Source organism: Listeria floridensis FSL S10-1187 (assembly GCF_000525875.1).
GTDB lineage: Bacteria > Bacillota > Bacilli > Lactobacillales > Listeriaceae > Listeria > Listeria floridensis.
Genome location: NZ_AODF01000012.1, coordinates 1 through 25711, shown reverse-complemented (window position 1 = coordinate 25711; position 25711 = coordinate 1). Strand labels below are relative to the sequence as shown.

General features: G+C 41.0%; 25 protein-coding genes and 2 pseudogenes. 1 reads left to right on the top strand and 26 read right to left on the bottom strand.

Translation table 11 applies throughout. The features are described from left to right. Nucleotides 1-230: 230 nt before the first annotated feature. From MFLO_RS06315 to MFLO_RS06255, 13 genes and pseudogenes are all read right to left on the bottom strand, one after another. Nucleotides 231-1946 (bottom strand): immunoglobulin-like domain-containing protein, encoded by a 1716-nt coding sequence (locus tag MFLO_RS06315; RefSeq protein WP_036097120.1) that lies wholly within the window; start codon nucleotides 1944-1946, stop codon nucleotides 231-233. Nucleotides 1947-1953: 7 nt separating this feature from the next. After that, the gene (locus MFLO_RS06310) at nucleotides 1954-2751 is read right to left on the bottom strand and encodes an immunoglobulin-like domain-containing protein (RefSeq protein ID WP_036097119.1); all 798 of its coding nucleotides are present in this window, start codon (nucleotides 2749-2751) and stop codon (nucleotides 1954-1956) included. 195 nt (nucleotides 2752-2946) lie between these two features. Beyond that, entirely contained in the window at nucleotides 2947-3192 is a 246-nt protein-coding gene (locus MFLO_RS06305; protein WP_036097117.1) for a hypothetical protein, read from the bottom strand. Nucleotides 3193-3292: 100 nt separating this feature from the next. Then, nucleotides 3293-4139 (bottom strand): annotated as a pseudogene (locus tag MFLO_RS06300) (DUF72 domain-containing protein). 97 nt (nucleotides 4140-4236) lie between these two features. Next, a complete protein-coding gene (locus tag MFLO_RS06295; RefSeq protein WP_036097116.1) occupies nucleotides 4237-4995 on the bottom strand; it encodes a tyrosine-protein phosphatase in 759 nt (252 codons plus the stop codon). A 17-nt stretch (nucleotides 4996-5012) separates the two neighbouring features. Beyond that, complete coding sequence (locus MFLO_RS06290; protein WP_036097114.1) at nucleotides 5013-5948, bottom strand: ribose-phosphate diphosphokinase; 936 nt, start codon at nucleotides 5946-5948, stop codon at nucleotides 5013-5015. A 188-nt stretch (nucleotides 5949-6136) separates the two neighbouring features. Then, a complete protein-coding gene (locus MFLO_RS06285) occupies nucleotides 6137-6814 on the bottom strand; it encodes a hypothetical protein (RefSeq protein WP_036097112.1) in 678 nt (225 codons plus the stop codon). 332 nt (nucleotides 6815-7146) lie between these two features. Continuing rightward, on the bottom strand, nucleotides 7147-7371 hold the full coding sequence (locus MFLO_RS06280) for a DUF896 domain-containing protein (protein ID WP_036097111.1): 225 nt from the start codon (nucleotides 7369-7371) through the stop codon (nucleotides 7147-7149). A 112-nt stretch (nucleotides 7372-7483) separates the two neighbouring features. Then, nucleotides 7484-8191 (bottom strand): ABC transporter ATP-binding protein, encoded by a 708-nt coding sequence (locus MFLO_RS06275; protein ID WP_241433564.1) that lies wholly within the window; start codon nucleotides 8189-8191, stop codon nucleotides 7484-7486. A gap of 2 nt (nucleotides 8192-8193) precedes the next feature. Then, the gene (locus tag MFLO_RS06270) at nucleotides 8194-9003 is read right to left on the bottom strand and encodes an ABC transporter permease (RefSeq protein ID WP_036097104.1); all 810 of its coding nucleotides are present in this window, start codon (nucleotides 9001-9003) and stop codon (nucleotides 8194-8196) included. A gap of 53 nt (nucleotides 9004-9056) precedes the next feature. Beyond that, entirely contained in the window at nucleotides 9057-9542 is a 486-nt protein-coding gene (locus tag MFLO_RS06265) for a nitrous oxide reductase accessory protein NosL (protein ID WP_036097103.1), read from the bottom strand. Beyond that, nucleotides 9529-10512: a right-handed parallel beta-helix repeat-containing protein gene (locus tag MFLO_RS06260; protein WP_051993532.1), complete on the bottom strand. Its 984-nt coding sequence runs from the start codon at nucleotides 10510-10512 to the stop codon at nucleotides 9529-9531. Before MFLO_RS06260 ends, MFLO_RS06265 begins: the two co-directional genes overlap by 14 nt. A 20-nt stretch (nucleotides 10513-10532) precedes the next feature. Next, nucleotides 10533-10916, bottom strand: coding sequence for a right-handed parallel beta-helix repeat-containing protein (locus tag MFLO_RS06255; protein ID WP_036097102.1), 384 nt, complete (start codon nucleotides 10914-10916; stop codon nucleotides 10533-10535). 198 nt (nucleotides 10917-11114) lie between these two features. Here MFLO_RS06255 and MFLO_RS06250 point away from each other — a divergent pair. Beyond that, nucleotides 11115-12081: pseudogene (locus MFLO_RS06250) on the top strand (cation diffusion facilitator family transporter). A 100-nt stretch (nucleotides 12082-12181) separates the two neighbouring features. Here the strand turns inward: MFLO_RS06250 and MFLO_RS06245 are convergent. The 13 genes from MFLO_RS06245 to MFLO_RS06190 form a co-directional block, all read right to left on the bottom strand. Then, nucleotides 12182-14014, bottom strand: coding sequence for an immunoglobulin-like domain-containing protein (locus MFLO_RS06245; RefSeq protein WP_036097100.1), 1833 nt, complete (start codon nucleotides 14012-14014; stop codon nucleotides 12182-12184). Continuing rightward, the gene (locus MFLO_RS06240) at nucleotides 13980-16424 is read right to left on the bottom strand and encodes an Ig-like domain-containing protein (protein ID WP_036097098.1); all 2445 of its coding nucleotides are present in this window, start codon (nucleotides 16422-16424) and stop codon (nucleotides 13980-13982) included. The genes MFLO_RS06245 and MFLO_RS06240 overlap by 35 nt, the downstream gene beginning before the upstream one ends. After that, nucleotides 16411-16650, bottom strand: a complete 240-nt coding sequence (locus tag MFLO_RS15980; RefSeq protein WP_036097096.1) for a hypothetical protein — start codon at nucleotides 16648-16650, stop codon at nucleotides 16411-16413. Before MFLO_RS15980 ends, MFLO_RS06240 begins: the two co-directional genes overlap by 14 nt. Further along, a complete protein-coding gene (gene xylB, locus MFLO_RS06230) occupies nucleotides 16647-18122 on the bottom strand; it encodes a xylulokinase (protein ID WP_036097095.1) in 1476 nt (491 codons plus the stop codon). Before xylB ends, MFLO_RS15980 begins: the two co-directional genes overlap by 4 nt. A 17-nt stretch (nucleotides 18123-18139) precedes the next feature. Beyond that, complete coding sequence (locus MFLO_RS06225) at nucleotides 18140-19009, bottom strand: aldose epimerase family protein (protein ID WP_051993531.1); 870 nt, start codon at nucleotides 19007-19009, stop codon at nucleotides 18140-18142. Between the two features lie 161 nt (nucleotides 19010-19170). After that, nucleotides 19171-19716 (bottom strand): D-lyxose/D-mannose family sugar isomerase, encoded by a 546-nt coding sequence (locus MFLO_RS06220; protein ID WP_149022985.1) that lies wholly within the window; start codon nucleotides 19714-19716, stop codon nucleotides 19171-19173. 7 nt (nucleotides 19717-19723) lie between these two features. Beyond that, the gene (locus tag MFLO_RS06215) at nucleotides 19724-20821 is read right to left on the bottom strand and encodes a PTS fructose transporter subunit IIC (RefSeq protein ID WP_036097093.1); all 1098 of its coding nucleotides are present in this window, start codon (nucleotides 20819-20821) and stop codon (nucleotides 19724-19726) included. A gap of 70 nt (nucleotides 20822-20891) precedes the next feature. Further along, nucleotides 20892-21194 carry a PTS fructose transporter subunit IIB gene (locus MFLO_RS06210; RefSeq protein ID WP_036097092.1) on the bottom strand — a complete coding sequence of 101 codons (303 nt, stop codon included), beginning with the start codon at nucleotides 21192-21194 and terminating at the stop codon, nucleotides 20892-20894. 35 nt (nucleotides 21195-21229) lie between these two features. Further along, nucleotides 21230-22102, bottom strand: a complete 873-nt coding sequence (locus tag MFLO_RS06205; RefSeq protein ID WP_036097091.1) for a ketose-bisphosphate aldolase — start codon at nucleotides 22100-22102, stop codon at nucleotides 21230-21232. Between the two features lie 33 nt (nucleotides 22103-22135). After that, nucleotides 22136-22597 carry a PTS sugar transporter subunit IIA gene (locus tag MFLO_RS06200; protein WP_036097090.1) on the bottom strand — a complete coding sequence of 154 codons (462 nt, stop codon included), beginning with the start codon at nucleotides 22595-22597 and terminating at the stop codon, nucleotides 22136-22138. Nucleotides 22598-22599: 2 nt separating this feature from the next. Continuing rightward, complete coding sequence (locus tag MFLO_RS15975) at nucleotides 22600-22866, bottom strand: PTS sugar transporter subunit IIB domain-containing protein (RefSeq protein ID WP_241433563.1); 267 nt, start codon at nucleotides 22864-22866, stop codon at nucleotides 22600-22602. Next, nucleotides 22829-24073: a BglG family transcription antiterminator gene (locus tag MFLO_RS06195; protein ID WP_206538315.1), complete on the bottom strand. Its 1245-nt coding sequence runs from the start codon at nucleotides 24071-24073 to the stop codon at nucleotides 22829-22831. Before MFLO_RS06195 ends, MFLO_RS15975 begins: the two co-directional genes overlap by 38 nt. Before the next feature lie 546 nt (nucleotides 24074-24619). Further along, nucleotides 24620-25333, bottom strand: coding sequence for a carbonic anhydrase (locus tag MFLO_RS06190; protein WP_241433562.1), 714 nt, complete (start codon nucleotides 25331-25333; stop codon nucleotides 24620-24622). Nucleotides 25334-25711: the final 378 nt, after the last annotated feature.

The following is a 25711-nucleotide window of genomic DNA, read 5'->3' as shown; positions in this document are numbered from 1 at the left end:
AAAGAGTCTAGAATTTATAAATTCTAGACTCGACAATGAGTAAGAATTGGGTCTGTCGTCAGTGGCTATCAAACCCTTCTTTTTCTGCTTTTAAAACCTTAGTAATGCATTAAAATGAAGAAGAGACTGGATTCTCTTCTTCATTTTTTAACCCATTTTATTCAGTAAAAGCTAAACTTCAATCACAAAACGATCTCTAAACCAAACTCATTTTCCTCGGAAACTAACCCCTATTTATTCACTCTTTCCCGTTGATAAGTCCCGGGTTTTAAACCATCATAATTCTTCATTAAATTAGCTGATGAATTGAAGATGACATTCTCGTCTTCGTGATAAATCCAACGACCTGTATAAACATCATCTTGTTTTTCTGGCAACCGAGCAATTATCCCCCCTGAAAAGCGAAATTTTGGTCCCAATGTAAGACTATCCAATTTATCTGTATTATCAAACATAGAAAAAGTTTCACCAGGAAAAACCAGAGATGTGTCCCAATTGGCAAGATTGAGTGTCTCTAATTGATTGGCATCCCTAAAAGCAGCAAACATCGACCCAACCTTCGATGTATCCCAACCTCCTAGATCAAGATGACGAACTTTTGAAGATGCAAACATCTCTACCATACTTTCTAATTTGGAAGTCTTCCAACTACTTAAATTTAGTTCTTCAATCCCACTATTACAGAATATACCAGTAAAACTTTCTGCGTTTGATGTATCCCATTGTTCGATGCCTTTTACACTCTTTAATTTCGGTGTTTCAATAAACATGTAATCAAATATTCTCACATTACTGGTATCAATGTTTTCTAATCCCTCTATCCGTTCCAAATCGGCTAATCCACCAAAAAGGCGATATGAATTTACTGGAAACATCGTTTCTTTTGTAAAACGAATGGCCTGAATGGACAACCGTTTAAGGTAAGCGTGATCTCGGATACTTGCACTCGGGAAATTACCCCCTTCAAATTGTAAGGTCTTTGTCTCATTGTCCCATTTCCAGTGCACCTCTCCAAAAGTGCCCTCAGTTTGATCAATAATCTGGATATCTGTCATAGCTCTAACCAGATTGGCCTTGTTAAGTCCAATAATCTGAACTTGGTCTGTTGTACTTTGAATCAAGTTTTTCACGTCAAATTGAAAGACTTCTTCCGTACTCTCTATCTCGCTCGCTACCTGTCCATTAATGACGAGACGTACTTTCGTAATATCTTTCCCCTTGCTGCCTTTAATAAATGGATCTCCCTTAAAGTAGTCTTTATTGACTGTAGAAAGACGATAATCAAATTGGCCTTTTTGAATGCTTGGACTTATTTCCTGTTTCTTTTCTCCTTTTTCATCTAGCCCCACGATCTTGATTTCCATTTCAGGAGATGAAACGAACTGGTTCACGTTTGAAAAGCTATACTTTCCATCACTCATTTCAGCTTCTGCAACTACTTTGTCCTCGATCAATAGATGGACAGCCGAAATATTCGTACCATATACGCCTGTTAATCGTGTATCCTCAAATGTATAAGGATCAGCCAGCAGTCTCTCATCTATAATCTTGACTTTGTTTCGGACTCGCTCCACACCAAACCAATCTACGCCATAGACTTCAACGGAATCATTACCCGTATTTATCAGATTTTGTAAATTTAAAAAACTATAATCTCGAACACCGGAATCTGTCATTCGTACGGTTTTTCCATTTACCTCAAGTCCTACTTTTGCAAGACTGCGACTGACCTGCCCCTGTATCCTACTATCCCCAATTCTGTAATCGCTTTGTGTCAAGGAATACGTGATCTCACCCGGTTGTATCGACATGGTTTGACGGGCATGCTCTACATAATTTCGGTCCACTGCAATAACTTTTACTGTGTCAGATACAGATCCAATCATACGATCTGCATTTGGAATTTCAAATTTACCATCTAGACCACTATATACATGTGTTCTCATTCTGCCATTAACTTCGAGCCCAATGGTTCTTATCCCACGTCCAACTTCCCCTTTTACCAGAAGCATCGCCTAGTTGATAGTCGAAGAGGGAGAGCTCATAATCTGAATCTGCTTCTTTTTGTATGGAAACTAACTCTTGAGCCTGCCGAACATAACGCCCATCTACTCCCACGATTTCTACTTTATCGGTTTTATTTCGAACGAACGCTTGTACATTCGTAAACCGATATTTGCCATCCTTAATGGTCGCTTGCTGACAGATAACATCATTGACAAACAATCTCACTTTCGCAATGTTTTTTTCTTTTGTTCCGGTTAATATCGTATCGTTATAGGTGTAAGGATCTACTGTCAATCCATAGATCCAACTCCCTTCTTCTATGGAAACCTCTTGACGACCTCGCTCAATGTAAGAACTATCTACACCGACTACTTCGACTTTATCTTCTACGGAAGCAATGAAGCGATCACTATTTTCAAATACGTAATTCCCCTCTGCATCTACATTGGCTTGTGTTTTTACTTCTCCATCTACCCAGAGTCTAACCTTTCGGATTCCTTTAGAAACAGAACCCGAAAGTGTGACATCCCCAGTTTGATAAGGATTTACCTTTATGATGACATTCCATCCTTTAGATTCATTGGTTGCTACAACAGCCTTTCCTCTTTCTTCTTGTTTCATCTCTTTAGATGGTACTGACTGTTCGAAAGCCTGTGCCTTTTCAACGTATCCTAGCGGACTGATGAATAGACCTAAGCCAACAACCCCACACCAAAAATAGCTTCTTTTTCTTCTGTTTTTCATTTTCTCGCCTCCCATTTTGTATTCTATTTAAGTATAGCGTTTTTTACCTTTGGTATATGTGACTATTTTTTGAACATTTTTTACTTGATCCCCTCTATTTCTAGCCTTTGGATACCTTATAGCTACGTTATTGACATCATCCTACTAAATAGAGTATCCTCTTTCACTGGGAATACTCTATTTGGGATCATTTTCTTATTTCACAGTAACTGGAATACGATTCACTTCACGATAAGTCTTGTCTACGGCCACAAGCTCTACCTTTGCTTCTTTTCCAGCTACTCGAATGTATGGATCTGCATTCGGAATCAAGAACATGCCAGGTTGATCGTCTGGTTGCTGCGCTTGTGCCTTAACTACCCCGTTCACAAAAAGACGTACTCGGAAGACATCCTCTCCGTGATTCCCTTTTATTCCCCCAGTTGTTCCAAGTACATACAATGAATTACACTCCGAAAAATGGATACAACCACACACAAATACCAATAAAAAAGAGCTAAAACCATCACTGGTCTCCGCTCTCATAAACTGTATAACCTTATTAAAACTCCGAAAATAAATCCATCTGCATCGGCGCAAGTCCTTCATATTTCACATCAAGTGCTTCTTGTAGCTGTTTCGCATTGTCCGCTGCATCTCCGCCGCTATTATTATTAAAAATAACCACAATTTCCTTCGAATCGCGCTCCAAGTGCTTCACATAATTCGCCCATTCCGCAATTTCCTCTGCATTATAGCGATAAAGTGTCCGCACCTCGCGCCATTCCGGGCTATTCGCCTTCATCCAACCATATTGGTTTCTACCGTGCATCCGCACAAGCGTCAGTTCCGGATTCGTCGCCCTCAGCACAATCGGCACTGTCCCCGTCCCAACTTGCGGCTCATCGACGACAACATGGATCATTTTTAACTCTTGTAAAAGCGCGAGCGTTTTTTTCGCTATTCGCTTCGCTGTACCAAGATGCGTTCCGAAATTCTGTGGCTACCGGTAAATCACCCATTTGTGTGCGGATATGCCGTAAGTAATCGACATTTTCTCGAGTACAATTAAAAAATGGCGGAAACTGAAATAAAATTGCTTTAAGCTTCCCAGCTTCACTAATCGGCGCAATCGCATCCATGTACCTTTGATACATTTCCTGCTCCGAATCAAAATACTGCTTCCATTCCTTGTGCTTCGTCATCGCCTGAAAAGCCTTTACAACAAACTGAAAAACCTCCGGCGTCCCGCCGGCCCAGTTCGACGTTGTCTTCGGCGAAGGAATCGCGTAAAAACTAGTGTCCACTTCTACAAGCGGAAAATGTGCCGCGTAATCAGCCAATTTATGCTTAGCCGAAAGCTGTAAAGAATCATGATCGCTCCAACCTGTCAGCCCAATCGTTATCATCGTTTTCCTCATCCTTTCTCGAAACACTTTTTCTTTTATTATAACGCAACTCAATTTCGGACTCAAAAAAACAGAACGAGCCGAAGCCCATTCTGTTTCAAAATAAGAAAAAACGCTTTTTAATTTTTTCTGGTTCTTCAAGCTGAATCACTTCATCATTTAAAAGGAGCTTTGAATTATTAAGAAGAAGACCTGTACCTTCTCTTCCAATATCCCTGCGCAAATCATGTAGTGGCTTGCTGATTTCCATCGACCGGCGCTCATAAAAATGTGCATCAGTTGCCATAAAGTGAACCAAATTCGCTTCTAGAAGCTGTTCACTGAATTTCTTGATCTTTTTCCCGAAACGCCCTGAATAGCTCCCCCATGTAAGCTGTCCTAGCGAACCGCTTTCCACAAACTCATATAGCAACTCATAATTCCGCTTAATCTCAACATTTCGTTCCGGATGCGCAATAACGGGAATGTATCCCTTCATTTGTAATTTAAAAAACAACTCCTGAGCAAAAAGCGGAACTGACTCCGTTGGAAACTCAATCAAAATATAACGCGACCCAGCAAGCGAAAGCACAGAACCATTTTCAAGATTATCAATCATCTCGCCGTGGATGCGTACCTCTTGCCCCGGATGAATCATGAGTGGAATCGCTTCTTTCTGTAAAATTTCGTTAAAGTGTTCCACCTTCGCCTTCACTTCGTCCCCAGGATTTACAAAACCGCCCTTCAGGTGATGCGGTGTAGCAATAATATCTGTAAAACCTTCTGCAACAGCTTGCCTTGCCATTCGCAAGCTATCGTCAAGCTCTTTTGGCCCATCATCAATTCCGTTTAAAATATGACAATGAATATCAATCATTCGTAATCTCCTTCTTCTTAAAAAAGTGGATGCAGTGATTTATTTTCTTGAACGCCGTTAATCGCTTTAGCAAGCATTCCGCTAATCGAAATCAAAGTCATCTTGTCGCTCATTTTTTCTGCTGGAAGATCAATCGAATCCGTCAGAACAATTTCTTTAATGGCTGACTGATCCAGCCGATCTGCAGCATTTCCCGCCAAAACTGCATGCGTTGCGCACATCACAACTCCGCTTGCTCCTTCACTAAGTAGCTTATCACACGAAGTCGTTGCACGGTAAGCCGTATCAATAATATCATCTACTACAATCGCCAGTTTCCCTTCCACTTGACCAATGACCGATGAGATTTCTTTTTCATTCGGCCGCGGTTTGCGGTTTAAAATCGCAATCGGTGCATCAAGTCTATCTGCAACCCGGCGCGCACGAACAACTCCACTATGATCCGGCGCAACAATCACGACATCTTCATCTCCATAAGCATCGACCAAATGGTTCGCAAGTAGCGGTACAGCCGAAATATGGTCAATTGGAATATTGAAAAACCCTTGAATTTGAGCGGCATGAAGATCAACCGAAATGAGCCTTGTCGCCCCAGCTTCCTGCATTAGATTCGCAATCAATTTAGCTGTAATTGGTTCGCGGCTTCGCGCTTTCCGGTCTTGCCTTGCATAACCGTAGTATGGAATAATCAGCGTAATGGAAGCAGCTGAAGCACGTTTTAATGCGTCAATCATAATCAGCATCTCCATAATTCGCTCATTCACATTCGCATCCATCGACTGAACGACATAACAATTCATACCGCGAACACTACGCCCGATGTTGATTTTCACTTCCCCATCACTAAACTTTTGTAATTCTACTTCACATAACGGGATGCCGAGCTTTTCAGAAATCTTTTTTGCAAGCGGACGTTCGTTGGTAACAGAAAACAGCCTCATTTCGTTTGACATTTTGATCCCCTTTCAAAATATGCAGTTTAATCTACGTTTATTATATAAAACGAGCTGACTCATCGCAACGTTATTGAATCCACTTTCACAAAAAATAGTTTTCAATAGAAAAAGGATGCGCACAATCCAAGTGCACATCCCTTTCTTATTTTTTACTTTCATCAACTAGAGTTTCAACACACACAAACTCAATCCCAATAAGCAGAAAGATAATTGCTTTGCCAGTGATCACTGTTGTCTCCGATAATTGGATATTGAATTGGATCCCAAGGTGCCATCGAGCGCCTTAGAGCAACATTAAATTGGTAACCCTCTGACGAAGACGAATCACGAACTAAGCGGATGGGGTACTGCTTTTGAATATTTCCGTAGTTAATCGAAATATCTGCATTTACTTCCCCATGGATAAACCATAGTTCTCTCGGTGTTTTAAAGGAAATTTGTGTACCGTTTACAATAATATCGTCTTGAGAATACTCAAACCACTTTTCGCCCGTTAGACCCTTGCGCTGAACTCGACCGCTAATATTTTCTTTAAAGGAAGCTTGCTTAGCAATCGGCGCAAACTCTTGCGGCAATTCAATTGTTATGTACGAATTATCACCATCTACAAATCCTGTATCATGCGAATGATAATGCAGATCAATAAACCCCGTCTCTAGTCCTGGAATTTCTTCCTTATCATAGTAGGGTACAATGCTCCCGCTCAATATTCCATGAGCTGTAACGATGAGTGTACGTTCCTGTGCATGCTGAACTCCTTTCACCGGTACAACATCATCTGCATAGGCTAAAGTAGCAGGTGAAACGAGTGAACACCCCAAAACTACCGTAGTCAATCCAACAAAAATACGTTTTCTAATCAACTCTTTTTCCTCCTTTTTCTATGTTACGAAGTGAGCATAACATCAATAATATACAAAATCAACAAATTCGATGTTTATAAAATTACCTAAATTAAACTTAAAAGTAAAGTATATTACTAAAAATAGAAATTGATATTAGTAGGGATAATATTTTAGTAACATATTTTATGATAAAAAATTTTACACTCAATATTATAATTTAGTAAACTCGCTCCCTCCATGATAATCTAATTCTTTCCAATAAAAAAAGCGCCAGCTAAAACTAACTAGACGCCATTTACTTCTTTTATTTAAGCTCTTTTTCAAGTAACCACTGCAACAAATCTATTCAATTAAGCATTAAGTTCAGCTTTAATTTCTTTTAGTTTGTTTGGTGTTACATCATCACCAAGCGGATCAATGATGGTCACATGATGTAAATTATCTTGAACAGTTCCTCGAATCATTGCACAATATTCTTTCCGAAGCATTGCTCGGTGCTCCATTTCACTCACTGTTAATCCAGCCTGCTTCTCTTTCGCCGCATAGGCATTGATTTTCGTTAACAATTCTTTCATGTGATCCCTCCTTATTTGGTTACTCTTTGTAAGTAACTAAAGAAATAATAACACATTGGTCAAAGAATGTCAAACACTCTTGCAAAACTACAAATATTCTAGAACGAATAGGTTATAAATGCTGGCTTCGATGGATGCGAAGAAGTTTTTCAAGCAAGACTGCATGCTCTTCTTCTTTTGAAAGCGTAATATCTTCTACCACTTTGCCGCCTTCGAGGAAAATGGCTCGGTCAGCAAGCTCGGCAGCTACGTCCATCATATGCGTAGAAAATACGATGGTTTTACCGCGGCTAAGCTCTGTTTGCATGATTTCAATGAAGCGGTTAATCCAGTATGGATCAAGGCCATTTGTCGGCTCATCTAAAATGATATAGTCTGCATCTGACAATAGTGCTTGTCCAAGCAGTACTCGCTGGCGCATGCCTTTTGAGAGCTCAGTCAAATAAGCTGTTCTTTTATCTTCAAGCTCGATTAGTTTTAAAACGTCATCAATTCGTTCTGCACTCACTTTGCGCAGTTTTCCATAAAAAGTTAAAAATTCCTTGACTTTAATGACTGGCGGCAACTCAAAATCATCCGGCATATAAGCGATTTTTTGCAGATAAGGCTGTTTTTCCGTCTTGTAAAATTTGAGACCGTCAACTTCAATGATGCCGGAAGTCGGCTTCGATGCGGTAACAAGCATGTCGATAAGCGTACTTTTGCCAGCACCATTTCCGCCGCAAAGCGCTACACAACTTCCTTTTTCGATTGAAAGCGTCGTTTCGTAAAGCGCGGTTTTTCGTTTGAAAGATTTTGAAACTCTTTTTATTTCAAGCAACATTATCGCCTCCTCTTAAAGAGCAGGAAATCTCCTGCAAATACACTGAGCACGGTCACGACGATCAGATAGTAGCCGAGAAACATCCAGCCGAGCCCCGTTGAAAAGGTTGAAACTAGGCTGTCGTAGTTTTGACCAAAGATACTTCCGCCGCCAAGTTGACTCACATAAACGAGACGCAAAAATTCAGCTGGGTTTAAAAAGATCGCGGCTTTTACGATCCAATCGCCTACCGCATAAGGTAGCAAGTTGAGGATGCTGATGAAGAAAGTCGGCCAGAACATGATCAGGAAAAACCAAGCGAACACAGCGATTGAAAGGGCGCTCCAGCGGTTTTTGCTGAACAAGCCGATTAGGATGCCCATGAGGAGAAACAAGTAGGTTAGGAAGATCGCGAAACTGTAAAGAAAGAAAATCCATTTGATGTCAAGCGTGAGCCCGACCAGTGTTGCGATCGCAAGGCTTATCCCGTAACTGAACGTGAAGGTCACCCATTGAACGATCGCTTGACCGGCAAGTTTGCCAAGTACATAACTGGTGTTTGAAAGTGGGTAAGTCCCAATTAATTTGAATTGCCCATTCTCCTTTTCTCCCGAAAGAGACAGCGCAGCGTTAATGAGTGTGATTAGCGGAATTAAAATGAATACAAGATTCATGATCGTACTTGTTGTGTTCGTATAGCTTAATACGCCCGGTACTGAACTTTGCAAGATAAATAAAAACATTAGAATAACAATCCAAAGTAGCGAAAACAAATAGATCGTTTTTTGCCGAAATGCCGTCTTCAGCTCGAGTTGCATAATTTGAAACATATCGTTACCTGCCTTATAAATCAAGCGGCTTTATGATAAGCCGCTCGCAATTTTTAATGTGTGTGTGTGTTCATGCCGCCCATATTGTTCATTTTGAATTTATGGTCTTTCAGTTCCTTCGCCGTCATCACTTCTGAGCCTTCATGCTTTGCTGCAAAATCTTTTGCCTCTTGTGCTTTTTCAAAAGAAATCACGCCATAACTCATTGGTGTTTTCGTATCTGCATTGTAAACATATGTTGCTTCGTCATAATCGATCCATTTTTTCGATTTATAATCGCGAACGTATTTCACGGCAATATCTTCATCCTTATTTTCTTTGAGCCACTGCGCCATGCAGCCTAGATCATCAAATTTTAGTACTTTTTTGTCTGCCAAAATGATTTGTGTGGCAAATTGATTATCTTTCACTGCCATCTTGCAGATTTCGCAAATATCCTTGTCTGGATCAATTGCGGCCGCCTTTGGTACGCCGCCTCCGCATGCTGCTAGAACTACCAGCATCAAAATTCCGATTAAAGCTACACTAATTTTTTTCATTTGTTATTCTCCCCTTTATAAAAATAAAACTGCTCGTAATGATCATCACAATTGCAATGACGAATACCCACAAACTGGAATGTTGTTTGACGGTTTTCGTTTCTTGCAGCGTCATCACTGGTTTTTGATCGGTTAAGATTTCTTTTGATTCTGTTTTCAACATTTTTTCTGTAATAGATAGCCCTGGTGCGCCAAAAAAGAATTGATAACTTGGATTCTCTTCAGCAAGGCTTGCAAAATAGGGATTCGTTTCAAATGCTAAATCGCTTATGCCATTTTTATCTCGATCTACTTTTACTGCACTATCCCAGTAATTGCCATCAAGTTTATTTTTAGAACTCGACGTTGCGCTTGCATCACTGACATTGCTCACAAACTGATTCGAAGTGATCTGATTGTTTTTTGCACGTAGAAGCCGTATCCCGATAAAATTCTTTTCGACTTGATTATCCGTAATCTGATTGTTTTCAGCTTGCTCTACCGAGATGCCAATACGATTGCCGCTCAGATGGTTATTTGAGACCGAGGTTTTTTCGGATTGGTAAATCTGCAGCCCTGTTGCATTCACGTTCGTTTTGTTGTCTGCAAATTGATTTCCCTTGATTTCTGTTTCGCTTGTTTCCATGACCATTGCACCAACAAAATTCCGCGAAGCTTCATTTTGAACAATTGTGAGGTTGTCGGAAAACATCAAATGAAAGCCGTAACGCGAATCTGTCACTTTATTTTTCAAAAATTGATTTCTTGAACTTTTTTCAATATAAATGCCATCCAAAACCTTCTCGATTTTGTTGCTGATAAAGCGATTATCGGTCGAATTGTAGAGGGCAATTCCGTTTTCCCTTGTCGTGTCTTTTTCATTTCGTTTGCTGTTAATCGTCATTTTGCTGTGATCATGACCGCTCATATCGCCGGAGGAATCTGCATTTGACTCATTTTCTGTTCCGTCATCTTTTTTTTTCGCGGTCAATTCCTTCCAAATTCAAGTGTTCAAATGTGGAAAATGACGTTTTTTTCTGCTAAGATGCCGCGTCCAGTGCTATTGATCTCTAAATTCTTAAAATGATGTTTCGTTCCACTAACTTTGATTGCCGGTGTATCATCTGTTTGACGCGTGAGCATGATTGTCAAATTTTCAAGCGTTACACCTTGACCCGTAATTTCTATTGCCGGCTTTTCTTTTTCCAAACTTCCTATGTATGTACCTTCTGTGCCGATTATCGTGAGCGGCTTATCCACTTTTGCCGGACCGAGATAAATCATGCCTTTTAGGCGAATGGTCTCGTTCGGTGCTGCTTTGTCAATCAACTGCTGTAGCTTCTCTGTACTTTCTTCTTCAGCAAAAGCTGTGCTGGAAAAGCCAAAAACCGGCACTCAGAAAAACAAGCATCACCAACAACTTTTTCATCTGCATTCTCCCCTTCAAAAACCAAGATGCATTCCTTTTTACTATATCATATTTAAATTCGGTTGAGCCATTAATCTATTTGTAATTTTTTATATTTTAGTCCAGATGTCTTTCATGCTAAAATAAGAACAGTATTTTGAAATCAACCGAAAGAAGGAATGACTTTGAAAGAGTTTTTTCAACTGCTAAAACACGGAAACACCTCAGCATTCACAGCGGCAGTCGTAAACGGCATCGTCTCGCTTGTAAAGGGAACGACTTATATGTTCACGGGAAATGTGGCAATGTTTGCTGAAACGTTGCACAGCTTGGGCGATGCAGCTAATCAGCTCTTCGTTTTCACAGGTTCTGCACTCAGCAAAAAAAAGACCGACGAAAAAGTTCCCGAAAGGTTTCGGCCGCATTGTCAATCTCGTATTGCTTTTTGCTGTCATCGTCGTCGGCATCATGGCTTACGAAACAATCAAAGAAGGGATCTCGCATATTTTCCATCCAAGCGAATCGACTGGTTTCTTAATCAACTTAGTCGTACTGCTGGCCTGTACGATCCTTGAAGGTTCCGTTTTAGTTAAAGCTATGAAAGAAATCGTCCACGAAACTGGGCAAACGGCAACGGGTCTGAAAATCATCCCGACTGCCGTGAAGAATTTGAAATCTGCTAAAGCGGCAACAAAACTTGTATTCATGGAAGATACCGTCGCAACAGCTGGCGGCCTCCTTGCAGCAATCGCCGTTGTAATTTCGCATTTCACACCGTTCCATCAAGCCGAAGGAATCGCATCCATCCTAATCGGTATCCTGATGTTCGTTGTAGTCGGCGAAGTCTTTCTTGATAATGCTGGCGGAGCAATCGGGAAATCCGACGAAGGTATGCATCTACAAGTAGGGCAGCGCATCATGTCCGATCCTGACGTGCACGACATTCAAGTCCTAACGGTTATTAAAGAAGGGGACAATTTTCATGTTGATGCCGAGGTGGAGCTTGATGCTTCGCTCACGCTCGCTGAAATTGATGATATCCGCGACCGAATCGAAGATGATGTCCTCAAGATCAATGGTGTTTCAGATGTAGTGATTACATTTGACGAAGTCGATGGCACGATTGACTGGGAATACGGGGATGGACGTTAAGTTTCTCTGATTCAATCAAAAAACCGATTTTCTGTCCAAATTTGGACAGAAAATCGGTTTTTCTTATTCTATCAATTTGTTAGACTTACTTTACAGTAGCTTATCTAAGCGTAACTCCGCTTTCCGCACGTTGTACAAAAGAGCTGTCTACTCCTACAACTTTTACAACATCACTCGAAGATTTGATAAAGTTTGCCGCATTCGGAATCGTGTAATTTCCGTTTCCATCCGTTTGCGCTTGCGTGACAACCGCTCCATTTACGAATAAACGCACACGTGCAATATCCTTACCATATGTGCCAGAAATCATTGTCGAACTGCCGACTGTGTATGGATTTGTAGCCACAGTCAAAGTATAGTTCATATTGGAAGACAAGACCGTCACTTGAATGCGTTTTTGCTCTACAAATCGACTGTCTACCCCCACAACTTCCACACGATCGCCCGCTTTAATCAATGCTCCGGCATTCGGGAACGTATAATTGCCGTTCCCATCAGTCTGGGCTTGCGTAACAACTACGCCATTGACGAACAAACGCACACGCGCAATATTCGAGCTGTATTTACCCGTCAAACTCGTTTGATTAAGAGCATAAGGATCAGCCGTAAGTGTGTAGGTAACCGCTGAGCCTTGAACCGTTACTGCTTTTTCTGCACGTTGAATGTACTGCGCGTCTACACCAACTACCTTAACCGTGTCCGCACTTGAAGTAATAAACTGCGCCGCATTTGTAAAGGTATAAGTTCCATTACTACTAGTTGTAGCCTGGGCAACCACGCTTCCGTTAACAAATAGACGAACCTTGGAAATGCCCTGTCCATAGGTTCCCGTTAACGCCGTCGAAGTTCCAATTACATACGGATTTTGATTAACCGTCAAACTGTAATCCACAATGTCATTTCCAACGACAGTAACTGTTTTGCGATTGCGTTCAACATAAGCATTATCCACACCAACAACATTAACCACATCCGAATTTTTCGTCACAAACTTATTAACATTGCTGAATGTATAATTTCCATGTACATCCGTTGTCGCTTGAGCAACTACTTTTCCATTTACCCACAAACGTACTTTTGAAATATCCTTGCCGAACATTCCTGAAATCGTTGGCTCACCAATCGTATAACTTGCCGGAGCAGTCAGATAATAATCTGTTGCGCCAGCTTGAACAGTCGTTGTTGCTTTGGCACTCGTTTTTGATCCAAGTGTTGTCACAACTTCCAGAACTGTTCCTGCCGTTTGTTTTGCAATGTTAATGGAATAAATTCCATTCGCATCTGCTTTTCCATCATAATTCAAGACACCGCCACCAGGTTGTGGCACACTCAACTTCACATCTGCATTCGGTGCTGCAGTTCCCGTCACACTCGTGCTGTCCTCAGTAACTGGATTAATTGTCGGCGTTTGAATTGCTGTCCCAGTTACAGTAACAAGGGCAGGTGAACTTGTATTTCCAGATGCATCTGTTGCAATTGCTCGAATTTGGTTTCCTTCTTTTTGAACAGGAATCGCAATAGAGAATTTACCATCAGATCCAGCCATTCCTTCTGCAATTTTCATTCCATTTGAAGAAATTTCTACTTTGGCAAACGCCTCCGTTGTTCCTTCTGCTTTTGTTGCTTGATCATCAATTGGGAATAAAACCGGTGTATTTGGTGCAGTTTTATCCACTACCGTTTGACTTGCTGCTGGAGATTTCAAGCCGTTTAACGAAGCAATCACTTGTACCACTGTTCCTGCAGCTTGTTTTGGAATCGCAACACTATAATTACCGTTTGAATCTGCTTTACCATCCCAAGTCATCACACCACCGCTTGGGTGCGGTATCCGAATTTCCAAGTTAGCATTCGGCTCAGCTGTTCCCGACACGGTTGTTGAACTATCCGTAAGCTCATTAATCGTTGGCGCTGAAAGTTCTGTTTGAATCACAGTCGTCGTAGCTTTTTGGCGAAGCTAGTCCACCTTTTTCAGCTATCACTTCAATCTGAGTTCCAGCTACTTGCTTCGGAATAATAATACTATAATTTCCTGAAGCATCAGATGTTCCTTCCCACGTAATTGTTCCACCAGTAATTTGCGGGATATTTACTTTAATTACAGCATTTGGTTCAGCTTTACCAGTCACAACTGTATCCTTGTTTGTAACCGTATTGATTGTTGGAGTATCCAGCGCTGTTTGAACAACGGTTGTACTTGCCTTCTCAGAAGTCATTCCGTTTTTACTTGCCGTAACCTCAATTGCTGTTCCACCTGCTTGTTTTGGAATGACAATCGCATAATCTCCATTTGAATCAGCTGTTCCCGTCCAATTTTTTGTTGAACCATCTGTTTGCGGTATGCTGAGCGTAATACTTGCGTTTGGCTCTGCTTTCCCAGTGACAAGTGTATCATTAGATGTCACTGTATTAATCGTCGGCGTGCCAATCCCCGTTTGAACAACGGTTGTACTTGCTTTTTCAGACGTTAACCCATTTTTCTTAGCTACAACTTCGATTAGTGTTCCGCCTGCTTGCTTCGGAATAATAATCGTATAATTTCCATTTGAGTCTGCTGTTCCCGTCCAGTTTTTCGATGAACCATCTGTTTGCGGTATGCTAAGCGTAATACTTGCATTTGGCTCTGTTTTCCCAGTGACAAGTGTATCATTAGATGTCACCGTATTAATCGTCGGCGTGCCAATTCCCGTTTGGATAACAGTTGTGCGTGCTTTATCTGAAACTTTACCATTCTTCGTCGCTGTTGCTTCAATCACAGTTCCCGCTGGTTGTGGCGAAATCGCAACGGAATAATTACCACTTGCATCTGAATAGCCTGTCCAAGTTCCACCACCCGGAACACTAATTGTGATGGTCACATTTGGGTCAGCAGTTCCTGTTACTGATGTATCTTGATTTGTTATCGAATTGATCGTCGGCGTTTTTATTGCCACATCACTTACGGTAGCTCGAGTTATCGGTGAAACCTCTGTTCCACTTTGTGCATAGGCCTCGATTAATGTTCCTGCTGTTAAAGCTGGGACAGAAACAGAATATACACCAGTTGGTCCAGTTGCCCCTTGATATTTAACGCCATTGACCGTCAAAATAATAGCTGTATTTGGGGTAGAAGTCCCTGATACAACCCTATCTCCACTTGAAGCAGGATCAATTGTTGGTGCAGTGAGGATCACACTTGATCCAACGGTTTGAGTTCCATAAGTACTCGTGTTCCCAGCTGCATCTGTGGCTGTTGCACGTAGAATTGTTCCAGCAGGATAAGTAGTACCCATATTAATTGCATACCATCCAGAAGAAGATGCAACGGTTTGACCAATAAGAACCGATCCATTATAAAGTTTAACCGTGCTATTTGCTTCCGCTGTTCCCGTTATCACTGTTTGATTGTCTTTGACTGGATCAATAATTGGGGCATTTGGCGGTATTGTATCACTTGATTTTACAACCGTAGAACCTTTAGGACTAACGTTCCCCGCAGCATCTGTCGCTGTTGCAGTGATAGTTGTCCCAGCTGGCTGTGCAGTATTCATCGTGATGGAGAAATATCCAGTGTTTGAAGCTGTCCCAGTTCCGACAAGTGTCGATCCGACATAAAGCCGAACGGTACTGTTTGCTTCTGCCTGCCCGCTAACGACTCTATCTGTATCCATCACGCTGTTTAAAACAGGGGCATTAGGTGGTGTTGTGTCTCCATTTATTACTGTTGTATTCACGGTTGGACTAGTTTGTCCATATAAGGAAGCTTTTGCATAAATCACCGTTCCCGGCGCTTGTGTTGGAATCCCTATTCGATAAACTCCAGAAGTATTGGCTACTCCAGTGTACTGCGTACCATTAATTGTGAGCGTTACCGTGGAACCTGCTTTGGCTGTTCCTGTTACATAATCTTGGGTACTCAGCACAGAACTAATTGTAGGGGCAGGCACACTATCTCCAGGCCCAACGATAATTGTTGTCGTTTCCCCTTGTGTGGACATAGACCCTGTTCCATATACCTTAATCACATCGCCTTGTTGAAGCGGCTTTGTTAAGTAACAAGTAAAAGCATTGGAAATCGGCATACCGCTGTACATATAACCATTTACTGATAGATAATAAGCCGATGCATTCGAAATAGTTCCGCTAACCGTCGTTTGACCTGCTTTAGCCGGATAAACAACCGGTTTAGTTGGAATTGGCGGTTCTGGCTGTGTCGGCTCCGTTGGATATGTAGGATAGAAGAAGGCTTTCCCCGTATAAGGTGCTACTTGAGTAACAAGTGGCATCGCGAGCACATTTGCCGCAACCAAAATAACCGCTGTCTTTTTAACAAGTTGTTTCCTTTTCTCTCTATTCTTTTTCATGTACAAAAATTCCTCCTTTTTTAATAGTCAGTCTTATTCTAAAGTTTCTTTTCCAAGCTGTAACTGACCACGGAATGAGAGAATCTATAATTCTGTGACTATTTTGTGAAAAAAATCCACTTTCCTCAGATTTTGGGAATGACCGCCAAGAAATCAATACTGAAATTGTATCTTTATTTATACACAAGATTAAAGTAAAGAAAACAAGCAATGCAGCTACATTCATCCTTTCTCTCTGTTCAACTGATCATTTATTTGACTAACTATTAAAAACCTTTGATACACTTGTTGATAATCTTCCACGTTTTCTGCTATCGGAATAAATGTGTCTCTAAGCACATTCGATTTCGCTAACACTTCTCCAGGCTTTACCCCTGTAACCGATTGAATCGCACAAAGTAGTGCACCGAACGCTGGTCCTTCATCGAGCTCTAAGACTTCCATTTCTGCATTGAAAATATCTGCAAACATCTGGAGCCAGTCGCGATTTTTAACTACACCGCCAGTAATCCGAAATACACGAAATCCTTTGTCAAGCTCCATTTCTTCATAGACATTTCGAAGCGAACAAGCCACACCTTCAAGTACTGCCCGAACTAATTCCCTTCGCGTATGATGCGCTCGGAGTCCAGAAAAACTTGCACTAAGGTGGGGATTGAAATACGGACTCCGTTCGCCGAATAAATACGGATTAAACGTGATACCGTCCGATCCGATAGGTACATCTCCAACTTCAGATGTTAATTCTTGGAATGTCTCGCTCGGCGCAACTAGTTTTTTCAACCAGTCAAGCGAATAGCCGGCAGACAAAGTAACGCCCATTTTATAGTCCATTTCCGGAAGCGCCGAATTGAAACAATGATACTTTCCGGTTACTTCGTATACATCCTTCGCATAGGCTAGCACCACACCGGATGTGCCGACTGAGATTAGAGCTTGTCCGCTTGGATCGCTGATGTTACCAAGAGCGCCGCAAGCATTATCTGCCCCGCCCATAATAACAGCTACGTCTGACTTGATGCCGAATTTTTCTTGTAAGGCTGGCTTGAGCTTTCCGGCTGAATCCGTCGAGCGAAGAATATCCGGACATTTCGTCACGTCTATTTTAAGCTGGTCGAGTAAAGTTCTATCCCATTCATGACGTTTGATATCATACATGATGGTTCCCGAGGCATCTGTACGGTCTGTGAATACTTGGCCAGTCAAATAATAAATCAGGTAATCTTTAGGTAGCATAAATTTCCATGTCTTTTCCCATAACTCGGGTTGATGCTTCTTGACCCACAAAATTTTAGGCAGCGTAAAGCCCTCAAGTGCTCGATTTTTTTCAACCCCAAGTAAATGTTTGCCAAACTCAGCTGTTAATTCTTTTACTTCGGTGGCTGTGCGTGTATCATTCCATAAAATGGCATTTCGTAGCGGACGTCCTGATTGATCTAGCATAACCAAGCTGTGCATCTGTCCCGAAAACGAAATCGCCGCAAGTCCGTCTGTTAGCGGAGGAAATTTTTCGATCAGTTCTATGAAAGCTAGGTCAAATGCAGTCAGCCAATCTGCTGGATTTTCTTCACTAAAACCAACCTGTTCTGAAATAATCGAAAAAGAACTTGACGCAGTTGCCAAAATTTCACCTTCTTCTGTTGCAGCGATCATCTTAAGCGAGCTTGTTCCTAAATCAACGCCAATAAAATAAGTCATTTTTCTTCACTCCTCTCTCAGATAATTTCATATTCTGTAAACGCTTGATAGCTGTCTGTTAAAATCGCTTCTTCTTCATGTACATAATTCGGTTTCCGCTGCATTTCAAACGTAATCCCGTGATATTTTTCTAGCTGTTTTCCATTGTTGATTTCAACTTGTTCCGTAATTTTATTTGCTGTATAAATCACGCAGGCTTCTTGATCTGAATGAATAATCAGCGTATTGCTTCCATCACGATTCGACAATCGGATTTTTTCGCTTTCTTCTGCAGGATGATGATAACAATATGCCAGATCAATTCCACCCTCACAAATTCGTGATAGAGCCGTATTTGTTTGCAGGGCTTTCTCGATTGGAGCAGCAGCATTAAAATTAAAGGCTTCAAACTCTTTTGAATCCGTCTTAAAGTCGTCATAGGCTCCCGTTGGAACAAATTGCGAATCAATCAACTGAATGCTCGCTTCTGCCGTTTGAAGTTGATGATGCAAAATGGTTTCTTTATCGTGATTCAAATTAAAATAGGAATGGTTCGTCACGTTCGCAATCGTTGGGTGCGCCGCTTTGCCGTAAATATCTATCCGAAATTTATTCCGATCCAACCGGTAAACAAGCCGAAAATCCATTTCTTCATATGGTGAATCATTATCCGTATAAAAAAGTTCATATTCTGTATCGCTCACACGGCGAACATCCCATAAAACCGTATGCATTCCTTTTTGTCCACCATGAAGATGAACATGTCCTTCATTACAATCAAGCTTTACCCTTTCACCTTGCCAGTTGCGATAAAACGCCGGATAAGTTCGCCCAGCATTTCGTCCAATCGTTGCGCCGAAAAAATAAGGACTATCATAATAGCGCGCATAATCAGCATAGCAGAGCACGTAATTGGTCTTCGTTTTTTTTATTGATCATCTTTGTAATCACGCCGCCAAGGGCAATAAATTCAATCAAGACTTGCTCGGTTTCTAAAGTATACGTTTCCATTTTTCTCCTCCATAAAAAAAGACTTGAACTTCTTCTTGGAAGCACAAGTCTCTGAAATTTATTCTGTCACACGTTTAATGTTCGGGTTGGTAAAAATGTCGCTCGGATCGTCGCTTGGCGTCGAAAATTCCGAAATGACCGCACCTGCTTCGCCTGCTTGAAACCAGTGCAGCGTATCCGGCTCGATTGTATACTGCTCACCAGGACCAAGTTCAATTTCGTGCATGACCGTATAATAAGCTTCATGTCCATGAGGTAGCTTACTTTCAATCTGTGCCACATTCGGTTCACCTTCCACATAAAGATAGACCTTTCCTTTCCGGCAGCGAAATGTTTCGCGTTTCCCAGCGATTTCGCCATCCGCGCCGCGGCGCGGATGGCGATGCTCCGGACACGTTTGTCCCGGAAGCAACACCATTTCTTTCGCGCAATACGTATCATTATTGACATAGACAATCAAATTCAAGCCTTCCGTTTCAATCTGATCAAGTCCAAAATCAGCATAGTCAATACTTTCAAGTTCAGCTTCCGTAAAATGAATATTGGAATCTAGGAAAGCTTGTTTCACTATTGCTTTGTAATCCACGTTTTTCCCTCCTGTCATTAATTTGTTAGCTGATTTTCAGTTCATCCCAAGCAATCTCTTCTTCCTCTTTTTCCTCCACAACAACCGCTTCGTTCGGGTCAACACGTTTTTTCAGTACCAAAATCGAAACTGCCGTCACAAGTGAACCGATGAAAAGCGCCGCAAGAAACGCCCACGGATGCGTCATCGTCGGTACTGCAAACATACCAGATGCCGGAATATGACTGTCTGCGCCCCAAAGCATACTGAGTCCGCCGCCGACAGCCCCACCGATTCCCGTTGCAATCACACATCGTAGCAGATCGTTCAGAACAATTGGGAAACAACCTTCCGTAATTTGGCAAATCCCCATTGGAAATGCTGTTTTTAACGTCTCAATTTCTTGTTTGTTGAAAATATTCTTCCGAATGACTTTTCCTAAAAAGTACGCCATTGTCAAACCAAACGGTGTCACCATAGATGCTAAAATGAGAACCGTAATCGGCTCATAAATCCCTTCTGAAAACAGTGCGAAAACGAAAGCAAAAACCACTTTGTTAATTGCTCCGCCGTAATCAATCGAAGCAAGAATTCCAATAATCGCGCCGTAAACAAACAAGGAAGAAGTATTTAAGTTTCCTAAGTATCCAGTAAGCATCTCTGTAAACCATGTAATCGGCGTTCCAACCACATAATACATAATTACCCCAGCGATAAGCGTACTGATAAACGGTGTTACAAGCGTCGGCATCAGGCCTTCCATCCAGCGAGGCACCTTAATATAAGTAACAATTAAAACCACAATAATACCAGAAATATAGCCTCCGACTAAACCACCCAAGAATCCCGTCCCAATTCCATTTGCTACCATTCCGACAATCAGCCCCGGGGCGATCCCCGGCTTATCCGCAATCGAATAAGCAATCGCCGTCGAAACAATCATTGGCAGGAGTCCTAAACCATAACCGCCCATCGTCGTAAGCGCATCTGCAAACGAAAAACCATCCTTAAAGTTTTCAATCGTAGCACCGCCTGTCATATTCCCAATTGCGAGTAAGAAACCAGAAGCTACTATAATTGGCAGAAAAAATGAAATCGCTGTCATTAAATGCTTTTTAAAACCAATATCTTTCAGTACTCCCATGAGTTTTCCTCCTAAAGGCAAGGTATATCCATTTGCTGGCCTATACCTTGCCCGCTTTTTATAAAACTGCTTAAATTTGTTCAACCTTTTCCACTAACTTATTCGGCGACTTAACAACTAAACTCGTAGGAACTTCCACAATTTTTTTATTTTTAAAACGATCTCGACCATTGACCTTGATATCCGCAGCAATGACAACAATATCTGCCGCGTCAATCTGCTCTTTCGACAAAGCATCTTGTGTGCCCGCAAGACCTTGCGTTTCAATATGAATCGCGTGACCGCGGCTTTCAGCAGCCTTGATCAATTTTTCCTTTGCAATATACGTATGCGCAATCCCAGCCGTACATGCTGCAATCCCAATAATATTCATCGTTTTTTTCCTCCTTGCCTTATTAAAAATCTGATTTATTTGAAATAGAATTTCGCTTTATCATCCGATTTAAACAATTTGATTTTTTCTAAAGCCACTTTTTTCGTTTCTTCCATACAAGGTGGGAAAAGCACATTCGGCTCACGAATCTCCATATTGCCCGCATTTAAAATTTCGCGTAATTTATTCGCAAATACAATCTTAATATCACTTGAAATATTGATTTTATTTACACCCATCGTCACAGCTTTTGCAATCTCTTCATCTGGATTGCTAGAACCACCGTGCAAGACAAGTGGAATGTCCGTCGCTTTTTCAATTTCCTCTAAAATATCGAGACGCAGTTTCGGATCAACATCTTTTGGATAAATCCCGTGGGCAGTTCCAATTGCCACAGCGAGACTATCGACGCCCGTTTTGTCGATGAAATCTTGTGCCACTTTCGGATCCGTGTAAATCACTTCACTAACTCCGCCTTCAACTGTGTTCCCTGTATCGCCGATTGTACCAAGTTCTGCTTCAACAGATACCCCAACCGCGTGAGCAGCAGCAACTACCCTTTGCGAGCTCGCCACATTATCCTCATATGGCAAATGCGACGCGTCAATCATCACCGAAGTGAATCCAAGTTGAATCGCATGAATCACTTGCTCATAACTTGCCCCATGATCTAAGTGGATACAAACTGGGATCTTCGTATGGTTCGCTAAATCTTTCACTTGTGCAACAAAGCTATCTGTTAAAAAGCTGAGCTCATCCGGGTGAATCGCAATCATAACCGGCGACTGCGCCTCCTCACATGCTTCCATCACTGCATTAAGTAGCTGACCAGATCCTGCATTAAAAGCTGGTACCGCGAATCCTTGTTCTTTTGCCACCGCTAAAATTTCTTTTCCAGATACTAACATAATTTACACACTCCTATTTCCCTCACGAATTTTTTATTTATTTGTAACCAGTTGATACATTTCATCAACCGATGTAACACCCTTTAAATCATCTAAAAACAGTTCATCCGCAAGCAGAGTTGCGACTTGTTGCAAGAGAAGCACATGCGTTGTATTCACATCCGAATCCTTCACCGCAAACATGATGACCACTTGAACAGCTTCCCCGTCGAGCGTCTCCCATTCAATCGGCTCCGCGAGTTTCGCAACAGCAATTGTCGTCGTTTTAACCGAAAGAGACTTACCGTGCGGAATGGCAATCCCTTGCCCAATACCCGTTTCGCCTTCCATTTCTCTCAAATAAACATCTTTCAGAAACTCTGCTTCATCACTGATATAGTCATTTTGATAGAGCAGATGAACCAGTTCCCTTAAGACCTCATCTTTATTTCCCGCTTTAGAGTCAATCGTTATCAACTCTTTATGAATTACTTGGTCTAACACGATCTTTTCCATGGTTATGACTCCTTTAACATATAATTTATTTTTTGAATATCTTGGCTTGTCAAAAGGGGGCTGATCGTAAGTACAGGAAGGTCAATCGATTTTAAAGGCATTCTTAGTGTGGAAAGAATCACGTCGATATTTTCATCCAAAAACCCCTTATTTTTCATCATTTGTCTTTCACTCATCGTGGCCACAATATTTATATTTTGAAAGTTTTTCTCCAGCCGAATCTTAAGAAGTTCAGACGTTCCTATCCCTGTCGAACATACCAGCAACACGTTTTTTTGCTTGATCTTTGCTGATTTTGTACTTCTCGAAATAAAGTGTTAAGTAGCCGATTTCTTCTTCTTCAATTTTTGTATCAAACATTAACTCGGCATTGATTTCTGCAACAATCTGCTTAAGCTTGTGAAACGTATCTCTAAATTCCACCTTTTCCTCTTCAAGCAAGTTGTTTTCTACCGTAATACCATGTCGCAAGCGGCTTAGCATCGGTAAAGTGTGCTGGTAGATATCTTCATAAAGCGAGCGGCAACTTGGCAAAAGCGATTTATCCGAGATATTGAAAAATTTGATAATCAGTGTATTTGCGATTAATTCAGCCAAACTTTTATCCACATTACTGCTTTCCCGCTCTTGAATATTGATCGAATAGAGATTTTGAAAGATAAAGAATTCTTCGATTTCGCTTAGTTCAAGATTTAAATACCGTTCGATATTCCATTTGATCTGAGAAGCTGCTTCCGCAAGCCGTTTATTGGCCTCCATAAGCTTACGTTCTTCTTGTTCAAGCGGTTCTTGTTTTCTTAAATAAGCTGCATCTCCTTCGCGATACCTTTTAATCAGCATATAAATGTGAGTGTAAAGTGTAATGTCATAAGGATAATTGATCGTTTCGCCGATCGTTTCCTCAAGCAAACCTAGCTGCTTATCCAGAAAATGCTTATCAAATTCGTTAAGCCTAATTCCGATTTCCTCAAGCGCACTCAGATGGTGGGTTTCAAGAATAATCTTATGAATCGCTTTTCGGACATCCTGCTCCCTGCCTTCAACCCAGACAAAATCTTGGCTGAGCCGCAGCCGAATCTGGTAGTCGTTAAAAAGTCGTTTATCAAGCTTCTTAATCAAGCGATCTGCTGTACTCTCGCTCACATACTCAAACCTGAAAACTTTGCGACTTTCTTTATTTGGGTGCTTAAAGAGCAGCGACAGAAGCACATCATTTAGCTCATTTTCTTCCTTATAATTGACAGAAGGCTGAACATTAACGTGGATGAATGCCGAGTTTAAAATGTATCCTTTCCCTGCTTCGGACAGCACAAGCGGCTTTTGATAGCTTTCCTGAACAATGACATTGATTTTTTTTACTAACCGGTAAATGGTTTTATTCGATACAAAAAGCTGACTTGCGAGTTCGTTTGCAGACGTAAAAGTTTCATAATTTAACGCATTTAACAAATTACTTTCATTTGTGCTGAAAACCACTATGACCACCTCACATTTATTATTATAAGCGCTTTTGTATGCGTTTACACTTCAATCTGTGTCCAGAGATGCGGACAATATATTTCCACATTCAGTAGTTTATGTTTTTATTCTGATGAGTATTCGCCAGTAAAAGGCGTACTTCTTTCCTTGCTCAGTTTTATACATACTCAAACAGGAGGTGACTTAAAAAAGAAGAAGAATGAGTTTTAATAAAAATGAAGAATCCATCATGAACTGCTAAATATCAGTTAAGATGAAAAAGGAGCTTTAAAAGCAGAAGAGAACACTAAATATAATCGTGTAATCCTATTAGAAGTTTATAACGTGCGCAGAAATACTTGACAGAGGAAATAGATCGACTAACTCCTATCAAAATAGAGATTCCTATCTTCATTATTATACAAAACCTTGCTTTAAAAATACATGGTCTTTTTTGCAATTTTAACCAAAAAAAGATACAAGCCTCCAATTTTTAATCAAATTGAAAAACCTGTATCTTTTAGATTTACATTATCCTATAATCGTGCAGTTTGAATGAAAGATTTATTCTTGGTGTTCGAGAACTTTACGATCATTAAGTGGTTGAGTATCGCGGTTATTGGCATCATAATATTTTTCAAACGCTTCAATTTGCGCTTTTGATACTTCAACCGGATTTTTCATCACGTACCATTCCACATTCTCAGAGAGCGGCGGTGTTGTGAGCGAGCCTAAGTAATGGTAGTAAGATAGATTTGTTGGAAGCATCTTAGCTACATCAATTTTGCTTGAAACCTCAACTTTTTCACCTTTCTTGATATTATCAAGAACCGTTTGGAAACCCGGATTTTCGGCACCTTCCTTGAAAAAGACGCCAACAACTGCTAAGCGACCATCTTGTGCTTGATTGACAAAATGCACTTCAATCGGATAGTGTTTGCCGTCAACAGTATGTTCGCTTTTTGCATGAAAATGAAATTGCGTCAGTTCAAAGCTACGTCCATTAATAACAGCCGAACCTGTATCATCCACTTGCACAGCATGACCATTATCAACTTCATCAACAACTGTATCGCTATAATTCAATTCAAGTTTTCCAGTATCTTTCATTGCTTCCGTTTTAGCCGGTTCAATGTTAATTGGCGACTGAGAGTCTCCTGATTCGAATGCCCAGCCTTTCTGATCATCATAATTCAAATGACTTTCACTTTTCGCTTCTTTTTTTTGTTTCTGTTTTATTCGTTTTACTATCACTCGATTTTTCAGTACTGCTTCCATCTGAACAACCTGCAAAAAGAAGTGAACATGCTAATAAAGAGGCCGCAAGCGGCATAACCTTTTTCAATTCATTAACCTCCTTGATATTTAACTTACTTAAGTAATATACAGGAAAAGCCTGGCGAAATCTGTAGATATTTTGTGAACAAGCCGGCGAAAAACGTGTTTTTTTCTAGCCAATTGTTGCATTATGCCCCCAAATTCATTTCCTTCCCACAAAAAAAATGCTGTATCCAAAAAGGATACAGCATTCAGACTGTAGACAAAGTAGTGAAAAAACTTTGTTTACAGTCTTTTTTTTGATTATACTAAGGAGAGAACTGACATAAAAAACAAGAGGTGAAGAACATGTTATCCAAACATCAAGACGATATTCGA